The organism is Amycolatopsis sp. YIM 10, from assembly GCF_009429145.1.
Lineage (GTDB): Bacteria > Actinomycetota > Actinomycetes > Mycobacteriales > Pseudonocardiaceae > Amycolatopsis.
In genome coordinates this window covers 525,043-545,229 of record NZ_CP045480.1, presented here as the reverse complement: position 1 = coordinate 545,229, position 20,187 = coordinate 525,043, and the positions used below count along the sequence as shown (strand labels likewise).

Genomic DNA, 20,187 nt, shown 5'->3' with positions numbered 1-20,187 from the left:
CCACCCCGGTCCACAGCCAAAAACACGGCGGCATGAAAAGCCGGGGTGGCCGCTAAACACGTACGCTATGCCCCATGGCAGTGGTGAAGATCAACGCAATCGAGGTTCCAGAGGGCGCCGGGCCCGAGTTGGAGAAGCGGTTCATGGCGCGCCTCCACGCGGTCGACGGGCAGCCCGGCTTCATCTCGTTCGAGTTGCTGCGGCCGGTCGCCGGGGACAACCGGTACTTCGTCTACTCCAAGTGGGAGTCCGAGGAGCACTTCCGCGCGTGGGCCGACGGACCGGCCAAGGAGGCGCACGGCGGTCAGCGCAAGCCGGTGGCCAGTGGCGCGAGCCTGCTCGAGTTCGAGGTTGTGCTGAGCACAGTCGAACGGTGACCGACCCGATCGACCGCGCCGCCGAGTGGATCGGCGGCGCGGAAGCTGTGCTGGTCTGCGCGGGTGCGGGCATGGGCGTCGACTCCGGGTTGCCCGACTACCGCGGCGACGAAGGCTTCTGGCGTGCCTACCCGCCGTACGCCCGGCTCGGCCTGAGCTTCGCCGAGCTGGCCGACCCCGGCCACTTCGGCGCGGATCCCGAGCTGGCCTGGGGTTTCTTCGGCCATCGCCTCGACCTGTACCGGAAGACCGTGCCGCATCGGGGTTTCGGGCTGTTGCGTGCGTGGAACCGGAACACCAGGGTGTTCACCTCCAATGTGGACGGTCAGTTCCAGCAGGCGGGCTGGCCGGAGGACCACGTCGGCGAGGTGCACGGCTCGATCCACCACCTGCAGTGCTTCACCCACTGCACCGACCGGATCTGGTCCGCCGAGAACGTCGAAGTCACCGTCGGCCCGGAGACCATGCGCGCGCACCCGCCGCTGCCCGCCTGCCCCGAGTGCGGCGGCCTCGCCCGCCCGAACATCCTGATGTTCGACGACTTCGGCTGGCTCCCCCACCGCAGCGACGGCCCGCTCGAAGCGCTCACCGCCTGGCGCCGCGAGCACCGCGACCTGGTGGTCGTCGAACTGGGCGCCGGGCAGGCCGTGCCGACCGTGCGCCGCTACGCCGAACTGGCCAGCGCGGCCACCGGCAAGCTGATCCGGATCAACCCGCGCGAAGCCGAAGTGCGGCACGGGCGCGGCATCTCGCTCCCGCTCACCTCGCTGGAAGCGTTGTCCCGCATCGATTCCGCGCTCACACCGGCACGGTGAGCCTGGCGTAGACCGCGTCGTGGTCGCTGGCCGCGACGTCGAACACCTGGAAGTCGCGCACGGCCACCCGGTCGTCGACCAGGATGTGGTCGATGGTCACCGGCGGCGGGAACAGCTTGCCCGGCCAGGTCGGCCGGAACCCCTTCCCCAACTCGGCCGCGGCGTCGGCGTACCCGGCGTCGATCAGCTCGCGGAACGACGCGTGGTCGAAGGTGGCGTTGAAGTCACCGGCCAGGATGCGCACCGGCAGGTCGGCCGTCGGCTCGGGCAGTCCGGCCAGCTCCGCCTTCCAGTCCACAGGGGACTCCACCGGCGGCATCGGGTGCACCGCGACGATCTCCACCCCGCTGCCGTCCCCGAACTCGACCCGCGCGCTCGGCTGACGCAACTTCGACGGCCCGGCCAGCTGCGCCTCGGTCAGCGGGTACTTCGACACCAGTCCCGACCCGGCACCACCGCGGAGCGGGTGGAGCACCCGGTGCGGCAGCAGGGTGAACAACCCGGCGCGGTCGAGGTCGTCCACCATCGCCGGGCTCAGTTCCAGCAGGCTCAGCACCTCGACCTGGTTGGCCCGCACCAGCTCCACAATGGACTGTGCCTCGGCCCGGCCGACGAACAGGTTCGACGCCATCACCCGCAGTTCCCGCCCGGTCACCGCGGGCTGCTCCTCGGCGACCATGCGCGGCACCAGCACCGAAACCAGGGCGGCGACCAGCAGCAGCACCACCGCGCCGACCTTCCACCGCCGCAGCGCCAGCGCCAGCAACCCGAACAGCAGGCCCGCCGCGGTCAGGTAGGGCGTCAGCGCGAGCGCGGCCGTGGTGTAGGCGTTGCCGTCGATGCCGAACAGGCGCATCACAACGAGCACCACGAGCGGCACCGTGGCCAGCCACAGCAGTCCGGTCACCACACGCGCACCCGGGCTCACCTTGCGTGGCGGCGCCTCCTGCTGATCGATCATGCCGCCAGTATGCCCAAATCCGCTGACAGCCCGTGACAGCGCGCTGTGCGCGGTCTGCCAGCTCCCCCGGACATCGTGATCAGCGAACGCGACACGTGAAGGAGGAGAACATGTCGCACGCGATCCGGGCCGAGGGCCTGGTGAAGACCTATGGGGAGACAAAGGCGCTGGCGGGGGTGGACCTGGAGGTGCCGACCGGCAAGGTGGTCGGTGTGCTCGGGCCCAACGGCGCGGGCAAGACGACCGCGGTCCGCATTCTCGCCACGCTGATCCAGCCCGACGCCGGTTACGCCGAAGTCGGCGGGTACGACGTGGTGAAGGACCCGGTGCGGGTCCGCGGGCTGATCGGGCTGACCGGGCAGTACGCCTCGGTGGACGAGGACCTGTCCGGCACCGAGAACCTGGTGCTGATCGGGCGCCTGCTCGAGTTGAGCCGTGCCGACGCCAGGGCACGCGCCAAGGAGCTGCTGGAGCAGTTCGAGCTGACCGACGCCGCGTCCCGGCCGATCCGGACCTACTCCGGCGGCATGCGGCGGCGGCTCGACCTGGCCGCCAGCCTGGTCGGCCGGCCCAAGGTGCTGTACCTGGACGAGCCGACCACCGGACTCGACCCGCACGCCCGCAACGAGGTGTGGGGCGTGGTCCGGGGCCTGATCGCCGACGGCGCCACGGTGCTGCTGACCACGCAGTACCTGGAGGAGGCCGACCAGCTGGCCGACACGATCACCGTGTTCGACCACGGCCGGGTGGTGGCGAACGGCCGGTCCGACGAGCTGAAGCGGCGCGTCGGCGGCCAGACGCTGCAGGTGCGGCCGACCGCGGCCGCCGACCTGGACCTGGTCGAGCGCATCCTCGGCGAGCTGACCGGCGCCCGTCCGCACCGCGAAACCGCCACCGGCCTGCTCACCGCGCCGGTGGCCGACCCGATGCTGCTGTCCACTTTGGTCCGCAGGCTCGACGAAGCCGGCGTGACCGCCGACGAACTGGCGCTGCGCCTGCCCAGCCTGGACGAGGTGTTCCTGGCGCTGACCGGGCACACCGCCGAGGAGAACACCGAACGAGAAGGGAGCCTGGTGTGACCACGATGACCGCACCGGCCACGGCCGCACCACCGCGGCACGTCAGTCCGGCCAGGACCTTGCGCCACGGGTTCACCCTGGCCTGGCGCGGCGTGCTGAAGGTGCGCAAGAACCCCGAGCAGCTGGCCGACGTGGTGCTGATGCCGATCGTCTTCCTGGCCATGTTCGTCTACCTGTTCGGCGGAGCCATCTCCGGCGACACCGGCGCCTACCTGACCATGGTGGTGCCCGGGGTGATGGTGATGAACATCATGCAGGTGTCGCTGACCATCGGCGTGCACATGAACACCGACGTGTCCAAGGGCCTCTACGACCGGTTCCGCAGCATGCCGATCGCGCGGTCCGCCCCGCTGTTCGGCGCGGTGCTGGCCGACGTGGTGCGTTACCTGGTCTGCCTGGTGGTGCTGCTGGTGGTGGCCACCCTGATGGGTTACCGGGTCAGCACCGATCCGGCGTCACTGCTGGTCGCCTCCGCGCTGGTGGTGCTGTTCGGGCTGTGCTTCTGCTGGACCTCGGTCTTCGTCGGCATGGTGATGCGCACCCCCGGCGCGGTGCAGGGGCTGATGTTCGTCTTCATCATGCCGCTGACCTTCGGCAGCAACGTTTTTGTGCCGTCGGAGACCATGCCCGGCTGGTTGCGGGCGTGGACCGACATCAGCCCGGTGAGCCTGCTCTCCGACGCGCTGCGCGGCCTGCTCAACGGCGGCGCGGTGGCCGGACCGCTGCTCGGCGCGCTGGCCTGGATGGCCGGGGTGCTGGCGGTGTTCTTCCCGCTGGCCATGCGCGCCTACCGCAAGCGCGTCACCTGACCACTGTTTGAAAGTGTTTTGCGCGGCGGTGCGGGTAGCGGACCTCAGGGGTCTTCTCGCTCCGGGAGCTCCGCCGCTTTGTGAAAACTAGGCCTCGGCCTGGTCGGAAATGCCTACCTGCGCGAACAACTCCGCCGTCGCGTCCTCTTTGGACAGACGCGAGCCGCGCAGGTAGGCGTCCTGGTAGGCGGACTCGCCGAGCACCGCGGTCAGGCTCTCGACCGCCTCGATCAGATCGGGGTCGCCGAGGTCGAAGATCCCGCGCAGGGCTTCGCTGAGGCCGAGCATGGTCGCCGCGCTGGTGGCGTCGCCTTCGCGGTGCCGCACCAGCGCCAGCACCTCGGCGTTGCGGGCCAGGTCGGCCATGTCACGACGGGTGGTCGTGGCCCGCGCCGAGATGGCGAGCTGCTTGCGCGCCTCGTCGAACCGCCCTTCGGACAGGGCGAGCGCGGCGAGGCCGCGGCTGGTCCACTCGACCGTGGTGCTCGGCGGGAACGGACCGTCCATCGGCCACTCCGCCAACTCGGCCAGCGTCTCGCGGCAGAGCGCGAAATCGCCGCTGCGGCGGGCCAGCTCGGCCTTGCCGTACAACTTGAAGATGGCCAGTTCGTCGTGCGCGTGGTCGGCCTGGAGCCGCTCCAGCTCGGCCATGTCCGCCCACGCGCCGACGAGGTCGCCCGCCCTGGCGCGCTCCAGCGCCAGCCGCCAGACCTGCTGGCCCATCTCCTCGAACAGGTCCAGTTCGCGCGCCATCTCGTAACCGCGCCGGAAGGCCTCGATCGCGCCTTCGTGGTCACCGCGCAGCGAACGGTCTTCGGCCACCATGCCCCAGGCCATGCTCATGCCCCAGCGGTCCCCGAGCGCTTCGAACTCGCTCAGCGCCCCGGCCCTGGCGACGTTGGCGCCCTCCCGATCGCCCCGATCACCCAGCACGAACCCGTGCACCCACTGCCCGGAGGCACGGGCCCACTTGTCCCCGCTGTTGCGGGCCCTGGCTATCTCGCGGTCCGCCAGCTCCCGGTCGCCGATCATGAAGGAGACCATCGGCAGCGCGATCGCCAGCATCGGGAACCGTTCCGCGGCACCGCTTTCCACGCAGTCGTCGACCAGTTCCCGGAAGTCGGGGACGCCTTCGCCGCCCCGCAGGACCGCGTCGGTCATGCCGTGGACCAGCCGGAAGGTGGCGGTGGCGTAGCGCGGGATTTCGGCACCGAAGGCGATCATCTCGCCGGCGATCTCGACGGCCTGCGGGTGCTGGCCGCGCACCATCCAGATCCACAGCATGGCCAGCGCCAGCCGGTGCGCCGGTTCGGGCTCGTGCTCGCGGATCGCCCAGCGCAGCGCCGTCATCATGTTGTCGTACTCGGCGTCGAAGACGGCGATCGCTTCGAGCTGCTCCGGGGTGCGGGTGCGCGGTTCCTGCCGCTCGGCCAGTTCGACGTAGTAGTCCACGTACCGGCGCGTGTAGGTCTTCCGCTCGCCCGCCTCGGCCAGCCGCTCGTCGGCGTAGGCGCGGATGGTCTCCAGCATCCGGTAGCGCGGCTGCCCGCCCTCGTCCGGTCGCGCGTCCACAATGGACTTCTCGACCAGCGAGCCGAGCACGTAGAGCACGTCGGCGTCGCAGACCCGTTCGATGGCTTCGATGGTGGCACCGGCGGAGAACACCGACAGCCGCCTGGCGAGCACGCGTTCCGGCTCGTCGAGCAGGTCCCAGCTCCACTCGACCACCGCGCGCAGCGTGCGCTGGCGCGGCAGGGCGCTGCGGCTGCCCGAGGTGAGCAGGCGGAACCGGTCGTCGAGGCGCTGGGCGATCTGCGTCGCGGTCATCGAGCGCAGGCGCGCGGCGGCCAGTTCGAGTGCCAGCGGCATGCCGTCGAGGCGGTGGCAGATCTCCACCACGGCGGCGGTGCTCGACTCGTCGAGGGTGAACGTGGGACTGACCGCGGTGGCGCGATCGGTGAACAGGCGCACGGCCGCGGCCTGCTCGGCGGGCACTTCACGGCTCGGCAGGCCCAGCGGGCCGAGCGGGCACAGCACCTCGCCGGTGATCGCCAGCGCTTCGCGGCTGGTGGTCAGCACACGCAGGCCGGGGATGCGGGCCAGCAGGTCGCTGGTGAAGTCGGCGACCGCCTCGATCACGTGCTCGCAGTTGTCGAGCAGCAGCAGGCAGGGGCGGTGCCCGAGCACCTCGGCGACCTGGTCGAGCACGTCGGGCCTGGTCAGGTCGAGCGAGGTGCTGTCGATCACGCGGCGTTCGCGGATGCCCAGCGCGGCGGAGACGGCGGCGGGCACGTCGGCCGCGTTGCGCACACCGGCCAGCGGCACGAACCAGGCGCGGCCTTGTTCCGCCTCGGGATGCCGGACCGCGGCTTCGGTGGCGAGCCTCGTCTTGCCGGCGCCGCCCGGCCCGACCAGCGTGACCAGGCGGTGTTCGGCCAGGCGCGCGGCGATGGTCGCCAGCTCTTCGTCGCGGCCGACGAAGCTGGTCAGGCGGGCGGGGAAGGCGGCGGGATGGGCGGCCGCCGCGGCCTTGACCGGCTTCGGCAGCTCACCGCGCAACACGGCCAGATGCGTTTCGGTCAGCTCGGGTGACGGGTCCACGCCCAGCTCGTCGGCCAGTGTCTGGCGCACGTTCTCGAAAACGGCGAGCGCCTCGGACTGCCGACCGGCCATCGACAACGCGCGCATGCGCAACGCGGCGAGGCGCTCGCGGAGCGGATGTCGGTCGGCGGCGGCTTCCAGGTCGGCGAGGACCTCGGCGTGCCTGCCGATGGCGAGTTCCGCGTCGAACCAGTCCTCGTGGGCGGCGGTGCGCAGGTCGTCGAGGCGGGCGGCGGGGGCGTGCGCGAATCCGGCGTCGAGTATGTCGGCGAGCGCGGGGCCCTGCCAGAGCGCGAGGGCCTCGCTGAGCTGCGCGGCGGCCTTCTCCGGACGGCCCGCCTTGAGTTCGGCGCGCCCCTGGGCGGCGAGGGTCTCGAAGCGGGCGGCGTCGACGTCGGCGGCCAGCTGGTAACCACCGCCCGCCGAGGTGAGCACGCCGGTCTCGGGCAGGGCCTTGCGGAGGCGGGACACCAGCGACTGGAGCGCGTTGGCCGCGTCGGCGGGCGGCTCACCACCCCAGAGGTCGGCGGCCAGCGCCTCCGCCGTGACCACCCGCCCGGCGGCGAGCGCGAGCCTGGCCAGGAGCATGCGGAGGCGCGCACCGCCGAGCGTGATCGGCGGGCCTTGGTCCGCGTGCACGCGGACCGGGCCGAGAAGAACTACGCGCACTCCCCCAGCCTTCCAGACGAGCCGTGGTACGCGCCGCCGCATTCCCGGCTCCGGACGCGAAGACGCCCCCGGAGCGGGAGGCTCCGGGGGCGTCGTTCGGTATGCGACTGCTACTCGCCGTCGGTTTCCTGGTGGTCGTCACCGGCAGCCGAGGCGCCGATGCTCACCGGCGGGGAGTCCGGCACGCTGGACGGCCGGACCTCGCCGCGGAAGACGAACTTGGCCTGGTCGTCCTTCTCGCCGTCTTCGCCGTTCCAGCCCTCGACGTCGACCACGATGATCTGACCGGCCTGGACCTCGCCGAACAGGATCTTCTCGGACAGCTGGTCCTCGATCTCCCGCTGGATGGTGCGACGCAGCGGCCGGGCACCGAGCACCGGGTCGAAGCCGCGCTTGGCCAGCAGCGCCTTCGCCTTCTCGGTCAGCTCGATGTCCATGTCCTTGGACTTCAGCTGCGTCTCGACCCGCGCGATCATCAGGTCGACCATCTGGATGATCTGGTCCTTGGTCAACTGGTGGAAGACGATGATGTCGTCGATCCGGTTCAGGAACTCCGGCCGGAAGTGCTTCTTCATCTCCTCGTTGACCTTCTGCTTCATCTTCTCGTACTTCGACGAAACGTCGTTTCCGGATTGGAAGCCGAGGCTCACGGACTTCGAGATGTCCTGGGTCCCGAGGTTGGAGGTGAAGATCAGCACGGTGTTCTTGAAGTCGACGGTACGACCCTGGCCGTCGGTCAGGCGGCCGTCCTCCAGCACCTGCAGAAGGGTGTTGTAGATCTCCTGGTGGGCCTTCTCGATCTCGTCGAACAGCACCACCGAGAACGGCTTGCGCCGCACCTTCTCGGTCAGCTGGCCACCCTCTTCGTAGCCGACGTAGCCCGGAGGGGCGCCGAACAGCCGCGAAGCGGTGTAGCGGTCGTGGAACTCACCCATGTCGATCTGGATGAGCGCGTCGTCCTCGCCGAACAGGAAGTTCGCCAGCGCCTTGGACAGCTCGGTCTTACCGACACCGGACGGACCGGCGAAGATGAACGAACCGGACGGGCGCTTCGGGTCCTTCAGGCCGGCGCGGGTGCGGCGGATCGCCTGGGACACGGCCTTGACCGCGTCCTCCTGGCCGATGATCCGCTTGTGCAGCTCCTCCTCCATGCGGAGCAGACGCGTGGTCTCCTCCTCGGTGAGCTTGAACACCGGGATGCCGGTCCAGTTGGCGAGTACCTCGGCGATCTGCTCGTCGTCGACCTCCGCGACGACGTCCAGGTCACCGTCCTTCCACTGCTTCTCCCGCTCGGACTTCTGGCCGAGCAGGGTCTTCTCCTCGTCGCGCAGGCGCGCGGCGCGCTCGAAGTCCTGCGCGTCGATGGCCGATTCCTTGTCCCGGCGGACGTCGGCGATCTTCTCGTCGAACTCGCGCAGGTCCGGCGGCGCGGTCATCCGGCGGATGCGCATCCGGGCGCCGGCCTCGTCGATCAGGTCGATCGCCTTGTCCGGCAGGAACCGGTCGTTGATGTACCGGTCGGCCAGCGTGGAGGCGGCGACCAGCGCCGAGTCGGTGATCGAGACGCGGTGGTGCGCCTCGTACCGGTCGCGCAGGCCCTTGAGGATCTCGATGGTGTGCTCGAGCGAGGGCTCGCCGACCTGGATCGGCTGGAAGCGGCGCTCCAGCGCCGGGTCCTTCTCGACGTACTTGCGGTACTCCTCGAGCGTGGTGGCACCGATGGTCTGCAGCTCACCACGGGCCAGCATCGGCTTGAGGATGGACGCCGCGTCGATCGCGCCCTCGGCGGCACCCGCACCGACCAGGGTGTGGATCTCGTCGATGAACAGGATGATGTCGCCGCGGGTCTTGATCTCCTTGAGCACCTTCTTCAGGCGCTCTTCGAAGTCACCGCGGTACCGCGAACCGGCCACCAGCGAACCGAGGTCGAGGGTGTAGAGCTGCTTGTCCTTCAGCGTCTCCGGGACCTCGCCCTTGACGATGTTCTGGGCCAGGCCCTCGACCACCGCGGTCTTGCCGACGCCGGGCTCACCGATCAGCACCGGGTTGTTCTTGGTGCGGCGGGAGAGCACCTGCATGACCCGCTCGATCTCCTTGCCGCGCCCGATCACCGGGTCCAGCTTGCCCTCGCGGGCGGAGGAGGTCAGGTTGCGGCCGAACTGGTCGAGCACCAGCGAGGACGACGGAGTGCCCTCGCCGCGGCCGCCACCGGCCTCGGCGGGCTCCTTGCCCTGGTAACCCGACAGCAGCTGCAGTACCTGCTGGCGCACCCGGTTGAGGTCCGCGCCGAGCTTGACCAGCACCTGCGCGGCCACGCCCTCGCCCTCGCGGATCAGGCCGAGCAGGATGTGCTCCGTGCCGATGTAGTTGTGGCCGAGTTGCAGCGCCTCGCGCAGCGAGAGCTCCAGCACCTTCTTCGCCCGGGGCGTGAAGGGGATGTGCCCGCTGGGCGCCTGCTGCCCCTGGCCGATGATTTCCTCGACTTGCTGGCGAACGCCCTCCAGGGCGATTCCCAGTGACTCGAGCGCCTTGGCGGCGACACCCTCACCCTCGTGGATGAGACCCAGGAGGATGTGCTCGGTGCCGATGTAGTTGTGGTTGAGCATCCTGGCCTCTTCTTGGGCCAGGACGACCACCCGCCTCGCGCGGTCGGTGAACCTCTCGAACATTCCCACTCCCTCGACTGCTGCGCCGGCGGTGAGTACCCACCGATTCCTTCCACGATGAGTTCAGCACCGTAAGACCACTGTAGTAGCCATGCGGTCGCGCTGGCGTACCACTACGTCAGTTCATGCCTCAGTCAGTCGGCATACCCGGCCGCCATCGGGCCGGGCTCGAATTCAGACGTTTCCGCTGATGGTTGACGTGTGGTCCAACGTCGCAGGTCGCCGGGGGATTCCGGGCGCGCCGCGCTGTCCGCTCAACGCGAACAACCCGAAGACGGTGGTTCGTCCCACTTTCGGGGAACGGGGCTGGCGCGAATCGGGACCGCCTGTAAGGTAAGGCACGCCTAATCACCCGATCAGCCCAGGCAGGAGGCTCGATGTCGTTGCGCGGCCCCGGCGACCTGACCCGGGCGGCGGTCGGCGGACTGGCGGAGTCGCTGCGCCGCGTCGACGGGCTCCAGGACCGGGCCGGTATCCGGTTCGACCTGCCGGCCGGGCCGAGCCGCGGGCAGTGGCAGCGTTGCGAGGAACTGCTCGAAGAGCCCTCGCTGTTCACCGGCTGGCACGACCTGCTCGGCGACTGGCTGCGCGCGCGGCACGGCGAAGCGCCGAAGCGCACGGCGGCCGGGTACGTGATGTCGTGGTACCTGCACGTCCCCGCGTACGCCGCCGCGCTCCTGCTGCACCACGAGCGCCGGGTGCCCTCGCTGCGCGCGAGCGAGCTGGCCTTCAAGCTCTCCGGCGACCGGCCGCACCCGGACGGCATCGCGGTGCTCGGCACCGAGTTCTACTGCCTGCCCAGCGACCCCGGCTCGGTGCTGCCGGAGGCCACCGTGGTCGCCGACGAGCACGAGCTGGTCGCCGTGCTGCGCGCCCGCTACATCGCGCACGCCGCGCGGTTCGTCCGCGCCTATCGCCAGGTCAGCCCGCTCGGCCCGCGCATGCTGTGGGCCGCGGCCACCGACGCGCTGGACAACTCGCTGTGGTGGGCGGGCAGGCACGGCGGTGACGAGGGCGCGGGCGTCGCCGACGCGGCGCTGGTGCTCGACGCCACCTACGCGCCGCTGACGTCGGCTTCGACCCTGCGGATGACCGAGCAGCGCGAATGGGCGAGGCGGCGGGAGAGCTGCTGCTTCTCCTACCTCCTGCCGGCCGAAGCCGAATGCGACGGCTGCCCGCGCACCTGCGCCCGTCCGTCGTAGTGGTTCCGATCGTGACCACTGAACGGTCGTTATGAGCCCGGAGGCGTCCAGGACGGGTCGCGGCCGGTGAGACCGAGCAGGCGGTCCAGCATCGGCGCCGAAGCGGGCACGGGCACCTCCGGGCCGTACACCTTCATCTGCCGCGCGGTCTCCGCGTTCGCCGCGATGTCCTCGTACAACGCGGCCGCCACCTCGGGCTCCACGTCGAACGGGCGGCCGGTGGCGCGGGCCAGGTCCCAGCCGTGGACCACCAACTCGCCGAAAACCATGCCGTAGAGCATCGGCGCGGGCAGCTCCGAGCTGCCGAAGGCGGCCATGCCCTCCCGCGCGCCGGGACGGCCGAACGCTTCGACGAGGTCAGCGGTCTGCGCCTCCAGGCGGGCCGCCCAGTCTTCGCCCAGTTCGACCCCGGCCTCGCCATCACCGGCCTCGGGCGGGGTCGACCGGCGGGCACCGGCCAGCAGGAATGGTCCCCAGTACAAAAGGTGCCCCAGCAGCGCCCGTACGTCGTAGTCGGCACAGGGCGTCGGCGCGCCCAGTTCGCCCGGTTCGATAGCGCGGACGATCCCGGTGAACCGATCGGCCGCGAGCGGAAGTAGTTCTGACATGCGCCGATTAGCTCACACCCGGTGATCGCTGTCTTGAACAAACGCGACAACCCGGCCGTTCGAGTTGACCACCCATCAAGGCGGAATACCCCAGCCGGAGATTCTCGATCCAAAAGCGGCACAACCAGCGAATTGAGCGAGCCGCCGGTGACCACTAAGTGGCGCAACGCACTCGGCCGAGCCGGTGAAGTGAGGTGAATTCCGCGCCTACGACATGGGACAGGGGCACCGGCGTTCGCCGATGCCCCTGCTGCAGGAAGAGCCGGGTAATGCTCAGTTCTTCTTGTGGTAGGCCTCGACAACCTCGGACGGGATGCGACCGCGGTCGGAAACCTGATAGCCGTTCTTCCGCGCCCAGGCCCGGATGGCCTGGTTCTGCTCGCGGTCGACGGTGGCCGGGCGGGCAACTGCCTTGGTGGCCGGACGGCCACCGGAACGCTTGCGGCCACCGGCGCGCCGGGCGTGCTCGACGTACTGGGCAAGCGCGTCGCGCAGTTCCTCGGCATTGTCGGCCGACAGATCGATCTGGTAGCTCACACCGTCCAGACCGAACTCGACGGTCTCTTCGGCCTCCGAACCGTCCAGGTCGTCCACAAGTGAGACAAGGACCTTCTGCGCCATTGGGTTTCCTCCTGCTTAGGGCTAGCTCGCAACTTGGTCAGGAAAGATCGGGTGTGGGGCCACAAGCCCCTTGACAGGAGCTGTCGGTTAAGACATTAATACTCGCTCTCGCGAGTAAACGCAAATCTCGATTGGGTTATTCGGGTCGAACCAGCGGGAACAGGATGGTCTCCCGGATACCGAGCCCGGTCAGCGCCATCAGCAAGCGATCGATACCCATTCCCACTCCGCCGCTCGGCGGCATTCCGTACTCAAGGGCGCGAAGGAAATCCTCATCCAGCCGCATGGCCTCACTATCACCGGCGGCGGCCAGCCGGGACTGCGCGACGAGCCTTTGCCGTTCGACCACCGGATCGACCAACTCGGAGTACCCGGTCGCCAGTTCGAATCCCCGAACGTAGAGGTCCCACTTCTCCGCCACCCCCGGCTGCGAGCGGTGTTGCCTGGTCAGCGGCGAGGTCTCCAGCGGGAAATCCCGGACGAATGTGGGCGCGTGCAGGTGATCACCGACGAAGTGTTCCCACAGTTCCTCGATCAGTTTGCCGTGGCCGAGTTTGGGATCGAACTCGAGATCGTGCGCGGTGGCGAAGGCGCGCAACTTCTCCACCGGGGTCTCCGGGGTTACTTCCTCACCGAGTGCCTCCGACAACGAGCCATACATTGTCAGCGAGGTCCACTCGCCGGACAGGTCGTACTCGCTGCCGTCGGAAAGGGTGACCACCTGGGTGCCGAACACCGCCTCGGCGGCTTCCTGCACCAGCTCCCTGGTCATCACCGCATTGGTGTCGTAAGTGGCGTACGCCTCGTAGTACTCCAGCATGGCGAACTCGGGCGAATGGGAGGAGTCGCTGCCCTCGTTCCGGAAGTTGCGGTTGATCTCGAAGACCTTCTCGATCCCGCCGACCACACAGCGCTTGAGGTACAACTCCGGCGCGATGCGCAGGTAGAGCTCCATGTCGAAGGCATTGGACCGGGTGACGAACGGGCGCGCCGCCGCGCCGCCGTGCAGCGTCTGCAGCATCGGCGTCTCCACCTCGGTGAATCCGCGGCGATGGAAGGAATCGCGCAGGGAACGCATTACCCCGGCCCGCGTTTGGACCACTTCCCTGGCCTTCGGGCGCACGATGAGATCGACGTAACGCTGCCGGATGCGGGTTTCCTCGGCCAGTTCCTTGTGCGCGACCGGCAGCGGCCGCAGCGCCTTCGAGGTCAGCTGCCAGCCGTCGGCCATCACCGACAGCTCACCACGCTTGGAAGTGATCACCTCACCGGTGACGAACACGTGGTCACCGAGGTCCACATCGGACTTCCAGGCGGCCAGCGCGGCTTCGCCGACCTTGGCCAGGCTGATCATCGCCTGCAGTTCGGCCCCGCCCTCACGCAGGCTGGCGAAACACAGTTTCCCGGTGTTCCGCATGAACATCACGCGCCCGGTCACGCCGACGCGGACCCCGGTGGCGGTGTCCGCGGGCAACCCGTCGTGCGCGGCGCGAATTTCGGCGAGGCCGTGCGTGCGCGGCACCTCGACCGGATAGGGCTCGATGCCCTCGGCGAGAATCCGCTCCCGCTTCTCCCGCCGGACGCGCATCTGTTCGGGCAGGTCGTCTTCACTCGTAACGGATGCGGGGTTCTCGCTCATGCGCACAGGGTACGAACCCGCTGATCGGCTACGCCAACCGGATTACCGAAATCGCAATCCGGTGAACACGCGAACGCGCCCGGTTTCCGTGCTGCCGGAAACCGGGAGTACTCAGCGTTCGGACTGTTCCTGGAGCAACGCGTCCAGCCGGGCCGCGTCCACCGTCTCGGCCACCGGGAAACCGGCCGCGTCCAGCCCCTGCTGGATCACCGGCAGCGAGCCGTTGAGCAGGCCGGAACCCTCGGGCACCTCGGCCGGGTCCTGGCCCCGCACCACCACCCGGTTGTCCGCGTCGACAAAAACCACCCGCGGCTGGAAGACCGCCGCCTCGGCGTTGTCCAGCTGGGCGTAGGAGATGACGATGACCAGGTCACCCGGGTGCACGTGGTGCGCGGCGGCACCGTTGATGCCGATGATGCCGGACCCGCGCTCCCCGGCGATGACGTAGGTCTCCAGCCGCGCGCCGTTGGTCACGTCGACCACGCACACCTGCTCACCCGCCAGCAGGTCGGCCGCCTCCATCAGGTCCTCGTCGACGGTGAGCGAGCCCACGTAGTGCAGGTCCGCCTGGGTCACCGTGGCCCGGTGGATCTTGGACTTGAGCATCGTCCGGTACATGTCGCTGAACTACTCTCCGGTCGGGATGCCGTGCTCGGCGGCCGCACCGAGCAGGACGGATACGTTGTCGATCAGGCGCGTGCGGCCCACGCGTGCGGCGATCAGCAACCGTGCTTCCCCATCGACGGGGGCCGGGCCGAGATCGTTCCCGCGAAGTTCCAGGTAATCCACTTCGACCGACGGCACGGCGGCGAGCGTGGCGCGCGCCGCGTCGAGCACCGCGTCGGCGCCCTCACGGCCGGCGTGCGCGCCCGCGGTCAGCGCCTTCGACAGCACCACCGCGTCGGCTCGTTCACCTTCGCCGAGGTAGGCGTTGCGCGAGGACAGGGCCATTCCGTCGGCTTCCCGCACCGTCGGCACGCCGATCACCTTGGTCTCGAAGTCCAGTTCCGCGACCATCTTCTTGATCAGGACCAGTTGCTGGTAGTCCTTCTCGCCGAAGAACGCGTAGTCCGGGCGGACGATGTTGAACAGCTTCGCCACCACGGTCAGCACGCCGGCGAAGTGGCCGGGACGGGCGGCGCCCTCCAGCTCGTCGCCCAGCGGACCGGGGTGGACGGTCACCTCCGCGCCGGGGCGGTAGAGATCGGCGGCGGTCGGCGTGAAGGCGAACTCCGCCCGCACCTCACCGAGCACCTCCAGGTCGCGCTCCAGCGGCCGGGGGTAGGCGTCGAAGTCCTCGTTCTCACCGAACTGCAGCGGGTTCACGAAGATCGACGCGCCGACCACGGTGTTCGGCAGCCGCTTCGCCCGGCGCAGCAGCTCGCGGTGCCCGGCGTGCAGCGCGCCCATGGTCGGCACCAGCGCCACCTGGTGGCCCACCTGGCGCAGTGCCCTGGTGACCCGGCGCAGGTCCTCGGGGCGCTGGTAGCTGTTCAGCCCGCCCCTGGTGAACTTCGGCGCGGTTTTCGGTGTGGTCATTCAGGAATCAGCCCCTCGGGCGTGGTCGTCGAGCAGGCCGGTCAGGTCCGCCGCGGTGTCCGTGGCCAGCAGCCCGGCACCCGCCGCGCGGGCCGCCGTGCGGCGGGCCAGCGCGGTGTAGGAGGCCGACATCTCGGGCGCGCGTTCGGCCAGCACCCGCAGGTGCGACCGAACGGTCCCGGCGTCACCCCTGGCCACCGGACCGGTCAGCGCACGATCGCCCTGACGCAGCACATTGTCCAATGCCGCGGAAAGCAGCGGGCCGAGGACCCGCTCGGCGTCGGCGATCCCGGCGCCGCGCAGCAGTTCCGCGCAGTCGGCGATCAGCGTGACCAGGTGGTTCGCGCCGTGCGCCAGCGCGGCGTGGTAGAGCGGGCGGGCGGATTCGGGGATGCGCACCGGTTCCCCGCCCATCTCCATCACCAGCGCCTCGCCGACGTTCCACGCCGCGTCGTCGCCGGTGGCGGCGGTCACCCCGACGCAGCAGTGCGCCATCCGCTCGATGTCCTCTTCGCGCCCGGTGAAGGTCATCACCGGGTGCAGCGCCAGCGGCAGCGCGCCGGCCTTCACCGCGGGGTCCAGGATCTCCACCCCGTGCGCGCCGGAGGTGTGCACCACGATCTGGCCGGGACGCAGGGAGTCGGTGGCCACCAGGCCGCGGACCATGCCGGCCAGCGCGTCGTCCGGCAGTGCCAGCAGGACCAGGTCGGCGCTGCGCACCACCTCGTCCGGCGGCAGCAGCGGCACGCCCGGCAGCAGGCGCTCGGCCCGGCGCACGGACGCGGCGGACAGCCCGGAAGCGGCGACCACGGTGTGCCCGGCCCTGGTCAGCGCGGCCCCGAGCACACTGCCGACCCGGCCGGCCGAGACCACGCCGATGGCGAGTCTGGCCGGACGATCCATGGCGCGGTTGTCTCCGACGCTCATACCGGTCAATGCTCCCTTATGCGTTCCGGTCCCGCCTCATCGCGCCCGGCCTCGGCAACTGGGCGAGATTAGCCGCCGCCCCCGACGCTGTCGGCAGGGAGGTGATGAGCTTCACCCGCTCCGGCTCCCCTCGCGCGGGGAAGCCCGCCTGGACAACCGGACCGCCTCGGCCCGCGACGTCCGCAGCGCGGTTATCAACTCCTCCTGGTGGCTTTCGGCGTCCGCGGGAGCCGTTCCGGTGGCCATCGCGCGGCGCAGGAAGGCCAGTTCGGTGACCGCGGCCTGATAGGCGCCGACCGCCCGCGCGGCGCCGCGACCGGACTCCTTGCCCGCCTGCCGACGCCACTTCCGGCGGCCGGGCAGGCTGGCCAGCAGGTCCACTTCGGACGGAGCGATCCAGCGGGCGTTCGCCATCGCGGGCAGAGCCGCGGCGACGATCCGCTGTTCGCGGCGGCGGTGCCAGATCACCAGCATCATCACCCCGATGAACATCGGCACCATGATCAGGAAGTAGACGTTGAGAAAGGCGTCGGCCCCGCCGATGGTGGCCGCGCCGTTCCAGAGCGCGTGCAGGGCGACCGCGGCAAGGTAACCGCCGAGCGGCGCCAGCACCCGGACCGCGCGGGTGGTCGAGCGCGCGGCCAGGCCGATGCCGAGCCCGGTGAACACGGCGAACAGCGGGTGGGTGAACGGCGAGAGCACGCCGCGCAGGATGAACGCGGCGAGCACGCCGGGGTGCGAGCCGTCGCCGAACCCGTTCTCGGCGAAGGCGCGGCCGAAGTAGTAGATGTTCTCGGTGAAGGCGAAGCCGGCCGCGGAGAACCCGGCGTAGACGATGCCGTCCACGATCCCGTCGAACTCCTTGCGGCGGCGCATCAGCACGATCAGCACGATCGCCGCCTTGGCCGCCTCCTCCACCAGCGGCGCGGACACCACCGCGCTGAACGTGCTGCCGTTGCCGCTGCCGAGCAGCAGGTCGCCGACGGTCTCCGCGGTGTTGTTGATCAACAGCGCGGTGGCGGTGGCCACGAAGGCACCCCAGGCGAAGGTGACCAGCAGCAGACCGGCCGGTTCGGGCTCCCAGCGGTCCACCCAGAGAAAGGCGGCGACCACCACGCCGACCGGTACCAGCGCGGCCACCACGCCGATGACCACGGCCAGCACGCCGACGCGTGAGGTCAGCAGGCCGAACAGGACCAGGCCGCACAGGGCGAGCACGATCAGCCCCAGCACCGGGAGCAGCACGGTGATCCGGCGCGGCCGGTGCCGTCGCTGAATCGTCGAAGTGGCGATCACGGTCTGCAGACCATACGCAGTCCCCCTCGGCCCAGCGCCCCGTCCTCCGACCGGCGGACCCGAACGTGGCTACGGGCTCGCGTCAGTCCTCGGCGCGGCGGCGCCGGCGGGGGGTGGTGCCACCGGCACCGTGCGCGGCGAGCAGCTCGTTCACCGAGCGGCCCGCGGCGTGCGTGCCCTCCGGCTTCTCGGCTTCCTGTTTCGAGTGGCCGCCCGTGTGCCGGGAGCCGTTCGCCGGGGCAGCTTCGGCCAGGCGTTCCCACGACGGCGGCTCGCCCTCGGCACGACGCCTGCGCCCGCCGCCGTTGACCGGCTGGGCCGGCTCGGCACTGGCGGCCGGCTTCGGCAGCGGCAGGCTCGCCGAGGACTGGTAACCGCCGCCCTCGTCGTCGCGGCGGCGACGGCCGCCTGGACGGCCCTCGCTCTGGATGGCCCGCACCGACGGCGGCAGCGTCGGGTTCTGCTTCGCCGCGGCGGGCTCCGCCGGGCGGCGCGCGGGACGCGGCGCCGGCTCGGCGGGCTTCGGCTGCTCCGGCGGTTTCGGCTGCTGCTGCGACGGTTGCTGGCGCACGGCCTCGTACTCACCGGTGTGCTCGGCGCGGCGACGGCCGCCGGAGCGCTGGGCGCCCCCGTTGTGCTGCGTGCCCCCGTTGCGGCGACCCGAGTCCCAGGCGGGCTCGGCCGTCCAGTCGAGGTCGAACTCCTTCGACACCTCGGTCGGCCGCCCCGTGGGCAGATAGCGGTCCGGCTCGGCGCGCGCGGCGGCGGGCTTCGGCGCCGCGGGCTTCGGTTTGGGCGGCTCGGGCGCCCGCGCGGGCTTGGGCGCGGGACGCGGCGGGGTGATGCCGGGGCGCGTCAGGTCCTCGCGACGCGGGCGGCGCTCCTCCGGCTTCGGCGCGGCGGGCGGCGGCACGCGGCGCTTCGACGGCGGTGGCGGAGTCATCGCGGCGTGGTCCAGCTCGGCCTGCTTCGCCTGGCGGCGGGCGGACTCCGCCCTGGCCTCACCGGCGGCCTTGCTGGCCCGCGCGGCGGCGGAGCCGACGTTGTCGGCCGGGCGCACCCGGCGGGTCGGCGGACCGGCGTCCTCGGCGGACTCCTGGCGGCGCTGCGGCTGCGACTGCGCCGACGGCGGGTTGAGCACGTTCGGCAGGCTCTGCGAACTCTCGCCCGGCTTCTGCACCATCTCGGCGTCGATGATCCGGCGACGGCGCTCCGGGGTGACCACCTTGCGCTCGACGACCCGCTCGATCAGCTCGGTCGGCCGGTCGTTCAGGTCGTCGACCGGGGTTTTCGCGGCGGCGATCTGCGCCGGTTTCACCGTCGAGCTGGACGCCTGCACCAGGCGCTGGTCCTCGTTGAGCGAGCGCATCCTGGTCGCCTGCGCGGTCAGCGCGACCTGCTCGAACAGCACTTCACCGCCGAACAGCGACTGCAGGCTCTCCCGCAGCGCGATCACTTCGGCACGCAGCGCGTCCAGTTCCTCGCGCGAATCCTCCTGCGCCCGCTCGCGGCTCTCCGCCTCGATCTCCAGCTCGAACTCGCGGCGCGCGGCGACCTCCCGCTCCAGCTCCAGCTCGTAGACCGCCTGTGCCTGCGCCACCTCGTCCTCGGTGGCCGTCACCTGCTTGCGGTACTTGGCGGCGATGAAGGCACCGATCAGCGCGGCCCACAGGGCGGCGATGATGCCCAGCCGCAGCCAGCGGAGGTCCTGGGCGAGCACAAGAGCGGCGGTCGCGGCGACCACGAGGGCAAAGCCGACTACGAGCCACGGCCTACCCGAACGGCGGCCGCGCGAGTCGTCACCCACGCCAGTCATGCTCAATACCGTACCTTCTAGTAACCCGACCGAGACCCATTCGGTACTTCGAGCGGTGACTTCTGTGCGTTAACCGGTAGGCCGTCCGGGATGATCGGAATCACGCGACTCCGGCGCGCGGCAGCAGTGCTCCAGCCAGAGCGCGGCACCCACGAGCAAGGCCGCGCACACCGCTCCCCCGACCGCACCAGGCGTGTCACCAGCGGCGGCGGCGTTGTCACCGCCGCGCGGAACAAGGTACGCCAACGCGCCGATCCACGCACCGGTCATCAGCGAGCCCAGCAGCGAAGAAGCCTTGGCCAGCGCGACCGCGCGGGCGATGCCGATGGCGTCCAGCACCCGACCGGAGCGGATGCGACTACGCAGCGTGAACGCCAGGGCGACCTCGACCGCGGCCACGACCAGCAGCGGCAGCCCGGCGAGCAGCGGGAACCGCGGCAGCTCGCCGTAGAACAGTTCGAACAGGCCGAAGCCGAGGACAAGACCGAGCAGCCCGGCGACGACCAGCTCGCGAGGCCTGGTGAAGTGCATTACTCCACGGTACCCAGCCGGCCGTGGTTGG

At 70.4% G+C, this 20,187-nt stretch carries 17 protein-coding genes; 5 read left to right on the top strand and 12 right to left on the bottom strand.

Translation table 11 applies throughout. The annotated features are described in order from the left end of the window. The first annotated feature begins 74 nt into the window (after window positions 1-74). Both YIM_RS02720 and YIM_RS02715 read left to right on the top strand, forming a co-directional pair. Window positions 75-377 carry an antibiotic biosynthesis monooxygenase gene (locus YIM_RS02720; RefSeq protein WP_153028823.1) on the top strand — a complete coding sequence of 101 codons (303 nt, stop codon included), beginning with the start codon at window positions 75-77 and terminating at the stop codon, window positions 375-377. Beyond that, window positions 374-1,192 (top strand): Sir2 family NAD-dependent protein deacetylase, encoded by an 819-nt coding sequence (locus YIM_RS02715; protein ID WP_228004518.1) that lies wholly within the window; start codon window positions 374-376, stop codon window positions 1,190-1,192. The genes YIM_RS02720 and YIM_RS02715 overlap by 4 nt, the downstream gene beginning before the upstream one ends. Here the strand turns inward: YIM_RS02715 and YIM_RS02710 are convergent. Further along, on the bottom strand, window positions 1,176-2,153 hold the full coding sequence (locus YIM_RS02710; RefSeq protein WP_153028822.1) for an endonuclease/exonuclease/phosphatase family protein: 978 nt from the start codon (window positions 2,151-2,153) through the stop codon (window positions 1,176-1,178). The genes YIM_RS02715 and YIM_RS02710 overlap by 17 nt on opposite strands. A gap of 110 nt (window positions 2,154-2,263) precedes the next feature. On the opposite strand from YIM_RS02710, the gene YIM_RS02705 reads away from it, so the two are divergent. Both YIM_RS02705 and YIM_RS02700 read left to right on the top strand, forming a co-directional pair. After that, window positions 2,264-3,232, top strand: a complete 969-nt coding sequence (locus tag YIM_RS02705) for an ATP-binding cassette domain-containing protein (protein WP_153028821.1) — start codon at window positions 2,264-2,266, stop codon at window positions 3,230-3,232. A gap of 5 nt (window positions 3,233-3,237) precedes the next feature. Further along, window positions 3,238-4,041 (top strand): ABC transporter permease, encoded by an 804-nt coding sequence (locus YIM_RS02700; protein ID WP_153036741.1) that lies wholly within the window; start codon window positions 3,238-3,240, stop codon window positions 4,039-4,041. Window positions 4,042-4,128: 87 nt separating this feature from the next. On the opposite strand, the gene YIM_RS02695 is transcribed toward YIM_RS02700, so the two are convergent. Together YIM_RS02695 and YIM_RS02690 are read right to left on the bottom strand one after the other, a co-directional pair. Continuing rightward, window positions 4,129-7,311 (bottom strand): BTAD domain-containing putative transcriptional regulator, encoded by a 3,183-nt coding sequence (locus YIM_RS02695; protein ID WP_153028820.1) that lies wholly within the window; start codon window positions 7,309-7,311, stop codon window positions 4,129-4,131. Between the two features lie 110 nt (window positions 7,312-7,421). Next, window positions 7,422-9,980 carry an ATP-dependent Clp protease ATP-binding subunit gene (locus tag YIM_RS02690; protein ID WP_153028819.1) on the bottom strand — a complete coding sequence of 853 codons (2,559 nt, stop codon included), beginning with the start codon at window positions 9,978-9,980 and terminating at the stop codon, window positions 7,422-7,424. A 374-nt stretch (window positions 9,981-10,354) separates the two neighbouring features. Between YIM_RS02690 and YIM_RS02685 the strand changes: the two genes are divergently transcribed. Beyond that, window positions 10,355-11,179 (top strand): (2Fe-2S)-binding protein, encoded by an 825-nt coding sequence (locus tag YIM_RS02685; protein WP_153028818.1) that lies wholly within the window; start codon window positions 10,355-10,357, stop codon window positions 11,177-11,179. Window positions 11,180-11,208: 29 nt separating this feature from the next. On the opposite strand, the gene YIM_RS02680 is transcribed toward YIM_RS02685, so the two are convergent. The 9 genes from YIM_RS02680 to YIM_RS02640 form a co-directional block, all read right to left on the bottom strand. Continuing rightward, the gene (locus tag YIM_RS02680) at window positions 11,209-11,787 is read right to left on the bottom strand and encodes a TIGR03086 family metal-binding protein (RefSeq protein WP_153028817.1); all 579 of its coding nucleotides are present in this window, start codon (window positions 11,785-11,787) and stop codon (window positions 11,209-11,211) included. Window positions 11,788-12,060: 273 nt separating this feature from the next. After that, window positions 12,061-12,408, bottom strand: coding sequence for an Lsr2 family protein (locus tag YIM_RS02675; protein WP_153028816.1), 348 nt, complete (start codon window positions 12,406-12,408; stop codon window positions 12,061-12,063). A 136-nt stretch (window positions 12,409-12,544) separates the two neighbouring features. Next, window positions 12,545-14,047: a lysine--tRNA ligase gene (lysS, locus tag YIM_RS02670; RefSeq protein ID WP_153028815.1), complete on the bottom strand. Its 1,503-nt coding sequence runs from the start codon at window positions 14,045-14,047 to the stop codon at window positions 12,545-12,547. Between the two features lie 111 nt (window positions 14,048-14,158). After that, a complete protein-coding gene (gene panD / locus YIM_RS02665; RefSeq protein ID WP_153028814.1) occupies window positions 14,159-14,665 on the bottom strand; it encodes an aspartate 1-decarboxylase in 507 nt (168 codons plus the stop codon). 9 nt (window positions 14,666-14,674) lie between these two features. Next, entirely contained in the window at window positions 14,675-15,586 is a 912-nt protein-coding gene (gene panC / locus YIM_RS02660; protein ID WP_153028813.1) for a pantoate--beta-alanine ligase, read from the bottom strand. Beyond that, window positions 15,587-16,489 carry a Rossmann-like and DUF2520 domain-containing protein gene (locus tag YIM_RS02655; RefSeq protein ID WP_153036740.1) on the bottom strand — a complete coding sequence of 301 codons (903 nt, stop codon included), beginning with the start codon at window positions 16,487-16,489 and terminating at the stop codon, window positions 15,587-15,589. Between the two features lie 135 nt (window positions 16,490-16,624). Further along, entirely contained in the window at window positions 16,625-17,758 is a 1,134-nt protein-coding gene (locus YIM_RS02650) for a PrsW family intramembrane metalloprotease (protein ID WP_153036739.1), read from the bottom strand. A gap of 133 nt (window positions 17,759-17,891) precedes the next feature. Further along, window positions 17,892-19,625, bottom strand: a complete 1,734-nt coding sequence (locus YIM_RS02645) for a DUF6779 domain-containing protein (protein WP_153028812.1) — start codon at window positions 19,623-19,625, stop codon at window positions 17,892-17,894. A 69-nt stretch (window positions 19,626-19,694) separates the two neighbouring features. Then, complete coding sequence (locus YIM_RS02640; protein WP_153028811.1) at window positions 19,695-20,156, bottom strand: DUF3180 domain-containing protein; 462 nt, start codon at window positions 20,154-20,156, stop codon at window positions 19,695-19,697. Window positions 20,157-20,187: the final 31 nt, after the last annotated feature.

Excerpts from the sequence above, each read along its gene's own strand:
- YIM_RS02720 (WP_153028823.1), top strand. The coding sequence starts at position 75 with ATGGCAGTGGTGAAGATCAACGCAATCGAGGTTCCAGAGGGCGCCGGG.
- YIM_RS02710 (WP_153028822.1), bottom strand. The coding sequence starts at position 2,153 with ATGATCGATCAGCAGGAGGCGCCGCCACGCAAGGTGAGCCCGGGTGCG.
- YIM_RS02705 (WP_153028821.1), top strand. The coding sequence starts at position 2,264 with ATGTCGCACGCGATCCGGGCCGAGGGCCTGGTGAAGACCTATGGGGAG.
- YIM_RS02700 (WP_153036741.1), top strand. The coding sequence starts at position 3,238 with ATGACCGCACCGGCCACGGCCGCACCACCGCGGCACGTCAGTCCGGCC.
- YIM_RS02690 (WP_153028819.1), bottom strand. The coding sequence starts at position 9,980 with ATGTTCGAGAGGTTCACCGACCGCGCGAGGCGGGTGGTCGTCCTGGCC.
- YIM_RS02685 (WP_153028818.1), top strand. The coding sequence starts at position 10,355 with ATGTCGTTGCGCGGCCCCGGCGACCTGACCCGGGCGGCGGTCGGCGGA.
- YIM_RS02680 (WP_153028817.1), bottom strand. The coding sequence starts at position 11,787 with ATGTCAGAACTACTTCCGCTCGCGGCCGATCGGTTCACCGGGATCGTC.
- YIM_RS02675 (WP_153028816.1), bottom strand. The coding sequence starts at position 12,408 with ATGGCGCAGAAGGTCCTTGTCTCACTTGTGGACGACCTGGACGGTTCG.
- lysS (WP_153028815.1), bottom strand. The coding sequence starts at position 14,047 with ATGAGCGAGAACCCCGCATCCGTTACGAGTGAAGACGACCTGCCCGAA.
- panD (WP_153028814.1), bottom strand. The coding sequence starts at position 14,665 with ATGTACCGGACGATGCTCAAGTCCAAGATCCACCGGGCCACGGTGACC.
- panC (WP_153028813.1), bottom strand. The coding sequence starts at position 15,586 with ATGACCACACCGAAAACCGCGCCGAAGTTCACCAGGGGCGGGCTGAAC.
- YIM_RS02655 (WP_153036740.1), bottom strand. The coding sequence starts at position 16,489 with ATGGATCGTCCGGCCAGACTCGCCATCGGCGTGGTCTCGGCCGGCCGG.
- YIM_RS02645 (WP_153028812.1), bottom strand. The coding sequence starts at position 19,625 with ATGACTGGCGTGGGTGACGACTCGCGCGGCCGCCGTTCGGGTAGGCCG.
- YIM_RS02640 (WP_153028811.1), bottom strand. The coding sequence starts at position 20,156 with ATGCACTTCACCAGGCCTCGCGAGCTGGTCGTCGCCGGGCTGCTCGGT.